7 protein-coding genes are annotated in these 14,293 nt (G+C 66.8%); 1 reads left to right on the forward strand and 6 read right to left on the reverse strand.

From position 1 onward, the window contains the following. Positions 1-4 precede the first annotated feature (4 nt). Positions 5-1,264 carry a sulfatase gene (locus tag AKJ09_RS41745; RefSeq protein ID WP_240488800.1) on the reverse strand — a complete coding sequence of 420 codons (1,260 nt, stop codon included), beginning with the start codon at positions 1,262-1,264 and terminating at the stop codon, positions 5-7. Positions 1,265-1,808: 544 nt separating this feature from the next. Between AKJ09_RS41745 and AKJ09_RS41750 the strand changes: the two genes are divergently transcribed. Continuing rightward, complete coding sequence (locus tag AKJ09_RS41750; RefSeq protein WP_169928292.1) at positions 1,809-2,918, forward strand: BamA/TamA family outer membrane protein; 1,110 nt, start codon at positions 1,809-1,811, stop codon at positions 2,916-2,918. Positions 2,919-2,930: 12 nt separating this feature from the next. Here AKJ09_RS41750 and AKJ09_RS41755 read toward each other — a convergent pair whose 3' ends face one another. The 5 genes from AKJ09_RS41755 to AKJ09_RS41775 form a co-directional block, all read right to left on the reverse strand. Further along, a complete protein-coding gene (locus AKJ09_RS41755) occupies positions 2,931-4,118 on the reverse strand; it encodes a hypothetical protein (RefSeq protein WP_146653417.1) in 1,188 nt (395 codons plus the stop codon). Positions 4,119-4,273: 155 nt separating this feature from the next. Then, positions 4,274-9,727 (reverse strand): serine/threonine-protein kinase, encoded by a 5,454-nt coding sequence (locus AKJ09_RS41760; RefSeq protein WP_146653418.1) that lies wholly within the window; start codon positions 9,725-9,727, stop codon positions 4,274-4,276. 792 nt (positions 9,728-10,519) lie between these two features. Beyond that, the gene (locus tag AKJ09_RS41765) at positions 10,520-11,179 is read right to left on the reverse strand and encodes a NuoI/complex I 23 kDa subunit family protein (RefSeq protein WP_146653419.1); all 660 of its coding nucleotides are present in this window, start codon (positions 11,177-11,179) and stop codon (positions 10,520-10,522) included. A 33-nt stretch (positions 11,180-11,212) separates the two neighbouring features. Continuing rightward, entirely contained in the window at positions 11,213-12,637 is a 1,425-nt protein-coding gene (locus tag AKJ09_RS41770; RefSeq protein WP_146653420.1) for a complex I subunit 1/NuoH family protein, read from the reverse strand. Next, positions 12,634-14,256, reverse strand: a complete 1,623-nt coding sequence (locus AKJ09_RS41775; protein WP_146653421.1) for an NADH-quinone oxidoreductase subunit G — start codon at positions 14,254-14,256, stop codon at positions 12,634-12,636. Before AKJ09_RS41775 ends, AKJ09_RS41770 begins: the two co-directional genes overlap by 4 nt. Between the last annotated feature and the right edge of the window lie 37 nt (positions 14,257-14,293).

Raw genomic sequence — 14,293 nt, forward strand, 5'->3', positions numbered from 1 at the left:
CCTACTACGGGGCGGCCTTCTTTTTCTCGTAAGCACCGTTGAGACAGTTTTCGCCGCATGCGTACGGTGCGACTTCGGTAACGGTCTTCGAGAACGCGCGGTAGCGCTTCGCCATCGCGTCGAAGTCTTCGCCGCGGAGGATGGGGGAGTTCTCCTGCGGATCGGCTTCGAGGTCGAAGAGCTTGAGCGACTCTTCCTTGCCGAACGCCATGATCTTCCACTTCCCGTGCACCAGCGCGCGGCGCTTGTCGTTGTTGCTCGTCATCGGGAGGTCGACGATCACGTCGCGCTCTTCGGGCGCACCGCCGTAGAACTCGGGGACGAGGCTCTTGCCCGTGAAGCTCGGCTCCGGTGGAAGGCCGAAGAGCTCGAGGATGGTGGGCGCGAGATCGAGCGTACTGCGTGGGGTGTCGATGCGACGCGGCGTGACGCCCGGAATCATCACGAAGAGCGGGATACGGACGAGGTTCTCCCAGATCTCGAATCCGTGCGAGTAGCGGCCATGCTCGCCGAAGCCTTCGCCGTGGTCGCTCGTGATGACGATCGCGGTGTGCTTGCCCCACGGCTTGCTCTCCACGAAGTCGAACAGCTTTCCGAGCCACTGATCGGTGAAGGTGACCTCGGCGTCGTAGCGGTCGCGCAGCGTCTTGCCGTAGGGCGGGATCCCGTCCTTCTCGTGCGAGAGATACTGATCGTGCGGATCGAGGAAGTGGAACCACGCGAAGAAGCGCGTGGTGTCGAGCGCCGGATCGGAGAGAAGCCGCTCGGCGATCGCCTCGTGCTGGGGACTCGTGACGTTCGGGTCGGTCGTGTTGTCGAACTTGATGCCAGGGACGATCTCGTACTTGTCGAAGCCCTGGTTGAACCCGGCGCTGTTGAAGTACGCGTGCGCATGGGCGCTCAGCGTGCGAATTCCCTTCCCTGCGAGGATCTCGGGGAAGAAGAGGTTCGCCTCGGGATAGGTGCCGAAGAAGTAGCCGCTACGCTTCAGCTCGCTCGGGAGCCTGCCGCCGAGGAAACCGCCGAGGCTCATCGAGGTGTACGACGAGATCGCATAGGCGCGTGTATAGCTCACGCTTCTCTTCTCGAGCTCCGTCAGCCGAGGAGCGATGGCCCGCGGGTAGCCGGCCCAGGGCATGTCGGCCCTCAAGCTGTCGATGGACAGCACGAGGACGTTCAGATTCGCGGGCGGTTTCGCGGGGACCGCGGACGGCGCCTCCTTCGCGGACGGCAACGGCGGCGCAGACGAGGACGCGAGGGGCACGGCGTCGGCGCGATCGGTATGTGCCGAAGCCGCCTGAGCAACCTTCTCCCCGCCCCTGTGCCCGCATTCTTGCCATCGCGACAGGAGAGTGACGAGCCGGCGGCGAGGACGGCAACAAGGCCTAGAAACGTGGACGAACGCACCTAGGTTGGCTGCCAGAACCCTCCCGCGAAGGCAAGCGCGCGCTGGTACTTGCAAGCCCGGCCGCACCATCCGATGCGGTTCCTGCGTCTTCATCTTGCGGCCGCAGCCGTCGTTCTCTACTAGCTACCAGCTGGACCGACGTGAACTGGCGCGCTTGCATCGTCGGCCTTGTTGCCGTCACGGGACATTGGGCTCTCTCGCCTCGCACGGCCTACGCCGTGGAGGATCCCGTCCCGGTTTCGAAGCCGAAGGGCGCGCTCGAGCCGTTGCCCGTCGATCTCGGACCGCGTACGCCCCAAGAGGGCCCCACGGTCATCACGCCCCCGAGGAGGAAGACGACGGCCGCGAGCGCACCGAGCTCGCGGGGTTTCCGGTCGTCGGTGGTAGCACGGACATCGGCGTGCAGTTCGGAACGGCCGCGACCATCACGCGCGTCGGTCGTGACTACCGCCCGTACCGCTGGCGGCTCGATGCGCTCCTCTCCGCGAGCATCAAGGGCGGCCCCGACGGCACGGAGATCGTCCAGCAGAGCCACGACATCCGAATCGACGTTCCCTACGCCCTCAACGGCAAGGTGCGCCTCCAGCCGGGCATCTTCTTCGATCGAACGATCAACTCCGGGTATTTCGGCCTCGGCAACGCCTCGAAGGCCGTCACCGACGCGAACGGCGAAGTCGGGCGTCGCTACCAGTTCAAGCACCAGGAGCTTCGCGCCCGTCTCAACCTCCGCTCGCCGATCGCCCAGGACTTCAGCGTCGCTTACGGCGTTCAGATTCGTTACCTGAATCCGCACTCGTACGAGGGCAGCAAGCTCGAAGAAGATGCCGAAGCGCGCACGGACGACGGTGCGCCGCTCATCTACGGCCTCCGCCCGCTCGACATCGGCATCCTGAGCGGCGGCCTCATCTACGACACGCGCGACGACGAGATCTACCCGACGCGCGGCGCCTACGACCTCGTCGGCGTCCGGCTCGCGGGCGCCACGCCGACGTCGAGCGACGTCTATTGGGGCGGCTTCAACTTCATTCTCCGACGCTACGCGCGTCTCGGCGGACCGTTCGTGCTGGCGGGCCGGCTGTTCGGCGACTTCATGGCCGGCCACGTTCCGTTTTACGACCTCTCGCAAGGCGGCGGGTTCATCGCGGTCGACCTTCCCGGCGGCCCGCAGGGCATTCGCGGCGTGCCGAACGGCCGCTATTCCGGCCTCGTGAAGATGGTCGGCAACGTCGAGCTCCGCGGCTGGCTCCTCAACTTCAAGATCGCCGGCGAGAAGTTCAAGGTCGGCCCCGATGTCTTCTTCGACATGGGGCGCGTGTGGAACTCGTACTCGTTCAACGATCCCGCCGACGGCGACGGCCCCGGCTTGAAGTTCGGCGTGGGCGGCGGCGTGCACGTTCTCTGGGGAACGGCTGCACTCTTCCGTGTGGAGCTGGCTTACTCGCCGGACGCGAGCGCGGCGAACCCAGGCTTCCCGATCGGCATCTACGTCGCCGACAGCGTTATGTTCTGAGGCTGCCCCTCCTCAGGGGGGACAGTTGTAGTCCGGCGCGTACTGCGTCGGCACCTTCGGAGCGCCATTGACCGGCAAGCAGTCGTTCGGAGCGAGCTGCTCGAGATAGGCAGCGCCGCGGACCGCGGGCTGCGCGGTAAAGCCGAGCGACGCCGAAAGCGCGTCACAGGCATACGACTGGAAATCCAGCGAAGGCGCGCGCGCGATGTCGATCGCCGCGCAGATTTCCTTTCGGAGCTGGACGTAGAGAATCGACTGGCAGAGGCGATCGTTTCCGCCGCTGACATCGGCCGCGCCGAGCGTGGCGAGCAGAGACTGGACCACCATGCGCCCGACGAGCTGCCCCTCTTCGACCTTGTAGAGCCGCTTCTGCTTTTCGGTCGCGGGCGGGTCACCAGGCGGACGAGGGTTCAGGTTCTCGTCGAGCGGAATGAGCTTGCCCGTGATGATCGGCGTACCGACTTCGAGCGGCACGGGGCCGAGCGGAACGCGCGCCGTCGCCGGAAGATTCACGACGAAGCGGTAGTTGTTCACGTAGCCGTTCGCGAGGGCGATAGGCGTTCCGTCCGCGATTTGTCCTTCGGGAACGGTCGTCCACGCGTCGTCACCGCACCAGCCCGGGTTGTAGTTGCCGTCGCTGTTCTGGGTCGAGCCGGCGCAGCCGGCCGTTCGCACGCCGTCCGACGGAAGCAGGCCGATCTCGACGTCTCGGTCGTTCGCACGCCCGTTGTAGCGGCGCATGTACACGAGCAACGTCTGGCGCCCGCTGTTGATGCGCTCCTTCACCTTCGTCATGTCGGCAAACGAGCCGAACGTGTCGAACGTGGAAATGAGCTTGCCGAAGGAGTTGTCGATGCCTCCGTCGGCGTCGCAAATGGGCGAGCCCTTCGGCTTGCAGCTCGACTCCCCGCCGTGGGCATTTCCCGCACGCGTATCGCACGTACAGACGCCATCGATGTCGAACCCGAGCGTCCCGATCGAGGGCGTGGTCTCGCTGATGATCAGGTTGTCGACCGCCATGATGAACGGCGGAACCTCGACCGTGGGGTCGTCGTCCTTCTCGGGTTGTCCGACCGGTCCGTAGAGCTTACACGGCGCGTCGCCGGGCGTTGGGTCGTTGCCGGCTTCCTGGCCACCCGGGTTTGGACCGTCGCTCTTGTCGGTCGTCGGGGCCTCACCGTACGGCGTGGAACACGCCACGGCGACGCCCAACGCGACAACGACCAACGCGCCGGCACCGGCTCCAGCCGAAAAGAGAGCCCCTCGCGCACGCCGTATCATCTGAATCAGAACAATACGCTACGCGAGGGAACTCGTCACTTTCCGCTGACGCCGGACGGCGCGTCGTTGCGCGATCAGCCGTCGATCGACACGCCGAGTTTGCTGCGAAGGGCGAAGTACTCGTCGCTGACGCTGAAGAGCACGATGTCCTTCATGCGCTCCTTCACCGGAACGCTCGACGCCTCTTCGGTCGACCGAATGACCTCGGTGGTGAGTGCGAGATCGTGGGCGAGGAGGAAGCCGACCCGGTCAGCCGTGAGGTCGATCGAGGCAACCCACTTCTTCAGATCGAGCGCGCCGCCCGCCTGGAGAAGCTTGGAAACCGCGCTGGCGAGCTTCTCCTTCTCCGCTCCGACGAAGTCCTTCGCCATCGCCGCCATGGCCTCGTCGACCTGGCCCTGGAGATCGGCTGCGACCGGGAACTGCGGAACGCAGAGCTTGATCGCGGCGAAGAGCCACGCCTTGAGGCCGGTGCCGGTCGGAACGAGGTGGCGGACGTAGAAGCCCGGACGGAAGGACGCCATGTGGCGGCCTGCCATGAACGCGAGCGACTGGTTCGCGATCCCCGTGTCGAACGCGGCGCGACCGAGGACGATCGAGGGCGTACGCGCGTGGACGATGCCGAGGCCGCCTGCGTCGTTCGGGTTCTGGAAGACGTGCGGCACGGGCATGCCGAGCACGCCGCCTGCGTAGTAGAGCGTCTGCGAGACCGGGTACGGGTGCGTCGCGCAGTCGATGGCGAGGCGCGGGTCGTACCCCGCCTGCTCGATCGGCTGCGTACGCGCGCGGATGATCGTGGGCTGGATGATGGCGAAGATGCGCGTGAGCTGGGGGTCGAGATCCCAGTGCATCAGGCGAGTCCAGCCGTCGTCGTCGAGCGCGCTCTGCGCGGGCGCCGCGTTCTCGGAGCGGTGCTTCTTGTAGAAACGCTCCTCGTCCGGCTCGGCGAGGCGGAGGACCGAGAGAGCCTGGCAGAGGCACCAGGCCGCGTCGCCCTTCTTCGACTCCGTGTAGAGCTTGCGAAGGAGCTTGTAGCTCTCGACGCGGTACGGGTTACGGCGAAGGATCTGAGCCTGCGCCTTGACCGCCTTGTCGAGGTACTGCTTCGGATCGCTCGCGTAGAGCTCGGCGAGCTTCTCGGCGCGCGCGCGGTCTTCGGGATCGAAGGCCTGGGCGGCTTCGAACGCGTCGATCGCGAGGCCCGGCTCGTTGAGGTGCTTCTGATAGAGCTCGCCCATCTGGTCGAGGATCTTGACGAGCTTCTCGCGATCCTGAGCGGCCTTCGCCTGATCGAGCTGCTTCTTGAGGATCGTCTCGACCTCGTTGTGGTCGCCCTTCTGACGATAGAGCTCCACAGCCTCGTCGAGCGCCTTGCCGTTGTCCGGATCGAGCTCGAGGACGCGGCGGTAGAAGCCGAGGGCCTGGTCGACCTGGTCGAGGTGCTTCGACGCGATCGTGGCCGCGGTGTGCATGTACTTCGCACGCTGCTTGGGATCCTCGACGAAGTCGGCGAGGCGGAGAACGACGTCGACGAGCTTCGCCCAGTCCTTCTCCTCCGAGTACAGCTGCATCAGCTTGGTGAGCAGCTTGCGGTCGTCCGGACGCTCCTCGAGGGCCTGGCTGTAGGCCTTCGAAGCCGCCGTGCGATCGCCCTGGCGGACGAACATGACGTCGCCGATCTCGAGCAGGAGCTCGAAGCGCTCCTGGCCGATGGCGAGCTGCAGGCGCTGGCGGCGCACGGCGATCGCCTGCTCCCAGTCACCCTTCTCGTCGTAGATCTTGGCGAGCGAGCGGAGCGGACGCGGGTTCGACGGATCGAGATCCGCGGCCTCGCGAAGGGGCTTGATGCCCGTATCGAGATCGCCCGAGCGACGCGCGCTCTCACCGAGGTGATAGAGGGCCTCGGCGCGCTCCGAGCCGGCGAGCTCGCTGCCGTAGCGCTGGAAGAGGTCCTGGTGCATGCGGTACGCCGCTTGCGGATCGCCGAACTCGAAGAGCGCGTTGGCCGCTCGCGAGAGGGCCTCGACGTTCTGCGGGTCGATCTTCTGCAGGGTCTCGACCGCCGCGAGCATGCGGGGGTTCGTGACCGGCGGCGGAACGACGCTGGCCGGCGCGCTCGGGACGGCCGAGATGCGCGAGGTCGAGGTCGGAGGAAGCGCGATGCTGCTCGGCGCCGCATCGAGCACGCCCGACGAGGGACGCGGCTGCGTCTTGCCGAACGCCTCGATGAAGCGGACGAGGACGCGGACGCCGTCTTCCTTCGGGAGGACGCCGGTGCGACCGACGAGGCTCTCGTAGAACTTCGCGGCCTCGAGCATGCGGCCCGCTTCGAACGCGAGGTCGCCCATGACCATGAGCGCGTCGGCGTTCGACGGGTCGAGATCGCCGGCCTTCTTGGCGGCCGACTCGGCCTTCGCCGGGTCGACGAGCTGCGCGTGGTAAACCTTCGCGAGCTCGGCCCAGAGGCGCGCCTTGGCGAGATCGCCTTCGGCCGTCTGGAGCTCACGCTCGACGAGACCGACGACGCTGAGCCAATCACCGCGGTGCGCGTACGCCTTGCGGAGCGCAGCGGAGGCCGCCGAGTCCTTCGGGTTCGCGTCGAGGGCGAGCTTGTAGCGCTCGATCGCGCTGTCCTTGTCGCCACGGGTCTCGAGGAGGCGCGCGGCGCGCATCCACTGCTCGGCCTTCGCTTCCGGCGTTGCCGCCTTCGCCGCGAGGGCTTCGATCGCCGTGAGCGCCGCGTGGGCGTCGCCCGACAGCTCGCGGAGCTGCGCGAGGGCCTCGAGCGCGCCGGCGTGCGACGGCTGGATCGCGAGGATCTGCTCGTAGGTCTTCATCGCGCGCTCGGGCGAGCCGATATGGTCGGCGATCGTGCGAGCCTTCGCGACGAGGATCTCCAGCTTGCGCGCCTGGTCGGCGGTGACCGACGCGTGCTTCTCGTAGATCGAGACCGCGGGCTCCCACTTGTCGAGGGCGCGGTAGTGGCGAACGAGGCCGCTCAGCGCGTTGTCGTTCGAACCGTCGATCGCGAGGATCGCTTCGAGGGCCTCGGCCGCGCGTGCGTGGTCGAAGAACTCCTCGTCGTGGAGCGCAGCGACGCGCTCGTAGAGGTTGATCTTCTGGCGCGGCGTGGCGGCGACGTCGATCTGACGCTGCAGCACCTCGAGGAGCTCGCGGTACTTGCCCGTGCGGTTGAAGATGCGGTCGAGGCCCTTGAGGGCCGTGAGGTTCGCGGGATCGACCGCGAGAACGCCTTCGAAGCGACGGGTCGCCTCGCCGAGGTCGTTCAAGTGGTCCTCGTAGACCTCGGCGACCTTGGCGAGCGCCTCGGCCTTCTCGACGCCACGACGCGCTTCCGCACGACGCTCGAGGAGCTGCGCGAGCGTCGCGAAGTCGCCCGTGCGCTCGGCCACGCGGGACATCGCTTCACCGGCGCGGGCATGGCCCGGATCGTCGGCGAGGACGGCAGCGTAGAGGTCACGCGCGCGGGTCAAGTCGTTGAGACGCGTCTCGTGGATCTCGGCGGCTTCGGCGCGGAGATCGCGAGCCTTCGCGGGGCTCGGCGCGGCGTCGGCGCGGGCCGTGAGGAGCGCGACGAGCTCCGGCCACTGCTGGGCGCGACGGTAGATGGCCGTCATGCCCTCGCTCGCCGCTTCGTTCGCGGGCTCGGTGGTGAGGATCTGCTGGAACGCGGCGAGCGCGAAATCGGCGCGGCCGAGGCGAGCGTCGTACCAGCGAGCGATACGCGCGAGGAGCGCGTTCTGGTCGGTCGCCGAGAGGCCGCCGCCCTTCACTGCCTCGGTGAGCGTGCCGAGCTGCTCGGACCAGGTGGTGTTGTTCGAACCGGCGAGGCGCTCGAGCTCCGCGGCGTACTCGTCGTTCGTGGGCTGCTCGCAGAGGGCCTGCGCGTAAGCGACAACGGCCTGCTCGGAGTCGTCGAGCTCGGTGGCGTAGAGGCGACCGATCTCGGCGAGCGCACGGCCACGGCCTTCCGCCGTGGGAGCCGACTGGCTCTTGTTGAGGAGCATCTCGATGAGCTCCTCGTACTTGCCGAGCGCCTTGCGCACGTCCTCGAGGGCGATGAGCGCGATGTCGTCGTTCGCGTCGATCTCGATGATCGACGAGAGGATCTGCTCGGCGCGCGCCTTGTCGCCCGCGGCCGAATCGAAGATGCGCGCGGCGCGGAAGAGGAGCGACTTCTTGGTCTCACGCTCTTCTTCCGACTCGCCACGAACCTGCGCGGCGGCGGCGGCGAACGCCTCACCGACACGCGCAGCCTCGGCGCCTTCGTCGACAGCCTTCTCGAGCTCGAGAGCGACGTCCGTGTCGCTCGGGGCGGCGAGGAGCTTGTCGATGATCGCCTGAACCTTCTCGGCGGAGATGGCGCCGGTAGCGCGCATCTGGGCGGACGCGCGACCGATCGACTCGAGCGCGTCGATGAGGGCGGTCGCATCCTTCGGGCGGCGCGCCGGATCCTTGTTCAGGAGCGAGAGGACGAACGCGTCGATGTCCTTGCCGATGCCGCCGCGCGTGGTGCGAACGCTCGGCGCTTCCGGGTCGTGCGAGAGGTGCGCGAAGGCCGCGTCGGTCGCGCTGTCGCTGCTGAACACCGGCTTGCCGGTGAGGAGCTCGAAGAGTACGGCGCCGAACGCGTAAACGTCGGTCTTGGGATCCGCCGTGCGACCGCGGACGATCTCCGGAGCAACCGTCTTCGGCGAGCCATACACGGCGAGGAGGCCCGTGTGGCCGTTCGACGCGAGGCTGCGTGCACGGAGGCGATCGGTGCCGAAGTCGATGAGGACAACGCGCGTCTGACCACCCTCGCCCGGAACGAGCAGGATGTTCTCCGCCTTGATGTCGCCGTGAACGAGGTGCGCCTTGTGGAGTGCAGCGAGCGGCTCGAGGACGCCCTTCAGGATCGGGCGGAGGTCCGCATACGCGAGCGGCCCCGTGCGCGCGAGGCGCGCGGCGAGCGTCTGACCTTCGAGGTACTCGTAGGCAACGTAGAAGAGCCCCGGCTCGAGCTCACCCGCTTCGAGGTGACGCGGCAAGCCCGCGTGGCTCACCGTTCCGACGAGACGGTTCGCGGTGAGGAAGCGGTGCACGGCGCGACGATCGCGCGCGGCCTCGCTGCGGAGGATCTTGAGCGCGTAGACCGCGCGGGCTTCGCCGTCCTGGCGCACGGCCTGGTAGACGATGCCGAGATCGCTCTCGCCGATCTTCTTCTGGATCGTGAAGTCGCCGACCTGACGGCCCGCGGGCAGCTCCTCTTTCGAGAGCAGCGACGCGAAGTCACGAACGCGCGGGTCGACTTCCTTGCGCGAGTGCAGGATGACATCGACGAGCGCGTCGAGGCGATCGCCGTCGTAACAGCGCTCGGTCAGCGCGAGCGCGAAGCTGCCTTTGGCACTCGCGCCGCCAACCTCGTTGGGAGAGAGGCCGAGAAGGCGCTCGCTCATCGACGTCATTTCTTCGAGCGTAAAAAGGCGCTCGAGCTCACCGCGAAGAATGTCGATCGTCGGGTTCATGTGCTGCTTTCCACGGAGGCGCGCGCTCGAAAGCGCGGGGGTTTTGGCGTGCGCGACGCGCCGATGTACCTCTCCCTCGGACACGAGGGCGGCGGGAGCTTAGCGGAAAAATCTGTCACGCCAACGTCAAAGATCCGTTGTGCGATGCGTCGAGGATCAGCGGAACTACATTGGTTTTTGTGCACCACGACGAGGCTCGGCTGAGTTCACCGACGGCGTCGCAAGAGCGGCCTTGCTTGCGTGGTCGCGAAGGTCGCGCCACACGGCCGACACAAGAACGCGAACGCTCGCAAGCGAGCCCATCCCTCGTGTGGCTAGATGCCGACGAACCGTCGAAGGAGGCGGACGAGCGCAGCCCAGGGCAGTGGTTGGACACCATCCGGCGGCTCCGATTTGGGCGCTCTAGCCACGTAGGGGGCCCTGCCCCCTCGAGTCCTCCGGACCCGAGCCTCCCCCGCGGATCGCGGCGCGTCGCCTTCGGCGCGTCGCGCTATGAGCGCGACGAAGAACGCGCCGCTCCCGTTGTTGTGACCTGCGATCTCCGCCGTGACGAGCGGTTCGACTGCCATAGGCTCGCCAGACCGGACACGCCGCAACTCTCCGCGCCTCGCGATCAGCGCGACCGAGCGAGCGCTGCTCGGCCTATCGGCCGTTGCCGTGTCGGCGGAGCGGCTGGGACCGACATTCTCTCGCCACACTCCGGACATGACACGGCCGCTGCCCAGAGGTGCTCCCCCAGGGAGAGAACCACCGAGAACAGCGGCCGTTGCGAAACGCTACGCGCTTCGACTGTCAGTGCGTCATGTGTTCCCGGGTCAAGCCGGGGTGGGTCGAGTCGCCCGGCTCGTGGCGCGGGTTCGCCGACTTGTGGCCGCCGTCGCGGGCCGCCATGCTGAGGAGCAGATCCTTCTGGTAGATGAACTGGTCGCGCGAGTCGTACGGAACGGCGTGGATGCCGGTATCCATACGGATGGCGTCGCACGGGCAGGCCTCGACGCAGAACCCGCAGAAGATGCAGCGCAGCTCGTCGATGACGAACTTCACCGGGTAGCGCTCGTAGCCGCGGCGCTTGTCCCCTTCGGGGTACTCGCCGGCCTCGATGTAGATGCACTGCGCGGGGCACGCCGTGGAGCAGCAGAGGCACGCGACGCAGCGCGGGCTCGCATCTTCACGGGTGGTGAGACGATGCACTCCGCGGAAGCGCTCGGGATACGGGCGCTTCTGCTCGGGGTAGCTGATCGTCGTGATGCCGTCCGCCCAGCGCTCGGTGACCGGGTCGGGACGCGTTCCGCGAAACATGTCGCGGGTGTTGGAGAACCAGTGACGCATCGAAGCGCCGATGCCCTTGAAGATCTCGGGCAGGTAAGCCTGAACCGTCGGCGTCTTCTCGGCGTAATCGAGCGGGACGGCGTTGGTCGGTGACGGCGGCTTCTTCGGGAATGCGCGGGGCATTGCGTTGATCCGAGGTTACGAGGTTTGGGCCGATCAGGCGCGGATGGGAGCTTCTTTGGCGCCGCCAGCGGCGGCAGCAAACTTGGCGCTCGAGCCGACGATCTCGGTCGTGCGCTGCGGGGTACGGACGAAGCCGACGATGCCCCAGATCACGAGGCCCGTGATGCTGATAGCCGTGAAGGCCTGCGTGCAGTCTGCAACGACCTTGAGCACCGAGGCCGTGGTGTCCGAACCGTTCGCGAGGAGCAGGTAGAGCACGCCCGTCGCGAAGATGTTCGCGAGCGAGGCCGGGAGGAGCACCGTCCAACCGAGCTTCATGAGCTGGTCGTAGCGGAAGCGCGGGAGGCTCCAGCGGATGAACGCCTGGATCCAGCAGAGCACGATCGTCTTACCGAAGAAGGCGAGGACGCCGATGATGATGACCCAGATGTGGGGCATGAACGTGTGGAACAGGACGGTGTCGCCAAAGGCGATCGTCAGACCATCACGGTGCAGGAACGGCAGCTGCCAGCCGCCGAGGAAGAGCGTGACGAGCAGCATCGAGCTGGTCGCGACTTCCATGTATTCCGACATGTAGAACATGCCGAACTTCATGCCGGAGTACTCGGTGAAGTAACCGCTAACGAGCTCGCTCTCGGCCTCGGGAAGGTCGAACGGAACGCGCTTACTCTCAGCGACCGCGGCCGCGAAGAAGAGGAAGAACGCGAGCGGCTGCACGAAGATGCCCCAGGCGTTCTCGCCCTGCCAGCGAACCATCTCGTCGAGGCGGATGGTGCCGTAGAGCATGAGCGCGCCGATGACCGTGAGGCCCATCGTGACTTCGTAGCTGACCATCTGGCTCGCGGCGCGGAGCGCGCCCATGAGCGAGAACTTGTTGTCGCTGGACCAGCCGGCGATCGTCGCGGCGACGATGCCCTGCCCCGCCATCGCGAAGACGTAAAGCAGGCCGACGTTGAGCGGCGCGACCATGAGGTCGATCGGGTGCGAGTTGGCGCTGATCCCGAGACGCTGCGCGTGCGGGAAGAACGTCTGCATCGTGTACCCGGCCTGGCACACGCCGTTGACCGGGAGCATCGCCTGCGCGCCTTCCTTGAAGCAACCGTGCTTCCAGAGGAGGTCGGTGCTGATCGCGTCACCGAAGGGGATGACGGCGACGAGTGCGATGACGGGCAGCATCGCGAGCATCGGCGCGAGGCTGAAGAGCAGCTTGTCCGCGTTCGGCGGCATGAAGTCTTCCTTGGTGAAGAACTTCACGCCGTCGGCCGCCGTGTGGAGCAGGCCGCCGATGCGCAGCTGGAACTTGCCGATGGTGAGCGCGGCGCGGTTCGGACCGATGCGGTCCTGCATCATCGCGCCACCGCGACGGTCGTACCACGTGAGGAGTCCCCCGATGTTCACGAGGAACCCGACCATCACGAGGATTTTGACGAAGGTCCAGATCAGATCGGATAGCGTCATGTCGATACGCTCGTCGTCGCGTCGTTCGCGTCGTGGGTGTCGTGGGGGGTGACGGCCTGGGGGGCGCCACCGGTAAGGCTGTTACGGATATCCTTGAGCTTGGTCCAGCTGACCTCGAGGCCGAGGGCGCGACCGATGAGCCGTGCGTGCTCCCACGCCGGGCGCGACGCACCCTGCGGCTCGAGCGCCTTGTCGGCGACCTGGTGGAAGCCCTGGCGATTGACGTACGTGCCCGAGGCTTCGACCCACGACGTCGCGGGCAGAAGAATGTGGGCCGCTTCCGTGAGCGCGCCTTCGTGCGCGGCGATGACGACCAGCGTGCCCAGCATGCCGAGCGCGGTAGCGTCTTCCGGGTCGTTCTTCGGCGACAGTCCGCCGAGCGCAACCACGTGCGAGACGCGGCCACCGCGAACGTCGTCGAGCAGCTGCGCGAACGACTTCGGGTTCGGCACGAGCTCGAGGACACCCGCGGTGTTCGAGTTCTTGTCCGCGTCGATGAGGATCTTGTCGGCGTAGCCGGACGCCGCACCCGAGACGTAGAGCGACGTGGCGCCGAGCTGCTTGGCGAGCTCGCGCATCGCCCAGTTGTCTTCGAGCGAGTGCTGCGCCGAGAAGACGATCGCGATCGAGCTGCTCGGCACGTCGCTGAGGCGCTTCTTCGCCTCGACGACGGCGGTGTCCACGCTGGTCTTCTTGGTGCCGACGCGCGCGTCGAGCACGCGGCCTTCGTGCGCCGCGCGGTACGAGAGCATGCCCTCGTCACACATCCAGTACTTGTTGACCGCCTCGTTGTCGCGCGGGCGGTAGCGCTGGACCTTGTTGTAGCGCGGGTCGAAGTCGACGTAGCTGTTGCAGCCCGTCGCGCAGCCCTGGCAGACGCTCTTGGCCGACTTGAGGAACCAGACGCGCGCCTTGAAGCGGAAGTCCTTCGTGGTGAGCGCGCCGACCGGGCAAACGTGCTCGGTCATGAACGTGTAGTGGCCATCGAGCTCGCGGCCCGGGGCAACCGTGATCTCGTTCAGGTTGCCGCGCTCGCGCATGTCGAGGACGGGGTCCTGCGCGACTTCGTCCATGAAGCGGATGCAGCGCGTGCACATGACGCAGCGCTCGGCGTCGTAGACGATCGTGGGCCCGAAGACGACGGCCTTCGGCTTGTGGATCGGCTCGTCGCGCATGCGCTTCGCCGTCGTCTGGTGCTCGAGCCAGTAGTCCTGCAGCTTGCACTCGCCGGCCTGATCGCAGATCGGGCAGTCGACCGGGTGGTTCAGGAGGAGGAACTCCTGGACGTGGGCGCGGGCTTCCAGAACGTGCTTGCTCGATTCCGAGAGAACCTCCTGGTTCTCCACGGCAGGCATCTGGCAAGCCGGCTGGAGCTTCGGCTTCTGCATGGGGCGGTACTCGCCCGCCTTGGCGTCCCACTCCACCACGTCGAGCATCAGCGCGCGCTGGTTCGGCGGCGGCTTGATCTCCACGAGACACATGCGGCAGTTCGCCGGTGCACTGAGCCCCGGGTGCCAGCAGTAATGCGGGACTTCAGTCCCCTGGCGATAGGCAGCTTTGATGATGCTTTCGCCCGGCTCGAAGGGGATGTCCTTGCCGTCAAGCTTGAAGGTCGGCATTCGTGTCGCGACGATTTACGACGATTTGCGTACGGTT

It is taken from the genome of Labilithrix luteola (assembly GCF_001263205.1).
In the GTDB taxonomy this organism is placed as follows: Bacteria; Myxococcota_A; Polyangia; order Polyangiales; family Polyangiaceae; genus Labilithrix; species Labilithrix luteola.

What these genes read in the sequence shown, in the direction of transcription:
- AKJ09_RS41765 (WP_146653419.1), bottom strand. Translation starts at nt 11,179, where the DNA reads ATGCCCCGCGCATTCCCGAAGAAGCCGCCGTCACCGACCAACGCCGTC.
- AKJ09_RS41760 (WP_146653418.1), bottom strand. Translation starts at nt 9,727, where the DNA reads ATGAACCCGACGATCGACATTCTTCGCGGTGAGCTCGAGCGCCTTTTT.
- AKJ09_RS41770 (WP_146653420.1), bottom strand. Translation starts at nt 12,637, where the DNA reads ATGACGCTATCCGATCTGATCTGGACCTTCGTCAAAATCCTCGTGATG.
- AKJ09_RS41775 (WP_146653421.1), bottom strand. Translation starts at nt 14,256, where the DNA reads ATGCCGACCTTCAAGCTTGACGGCAAGGACATCCCCTTCGAGCCGGGC.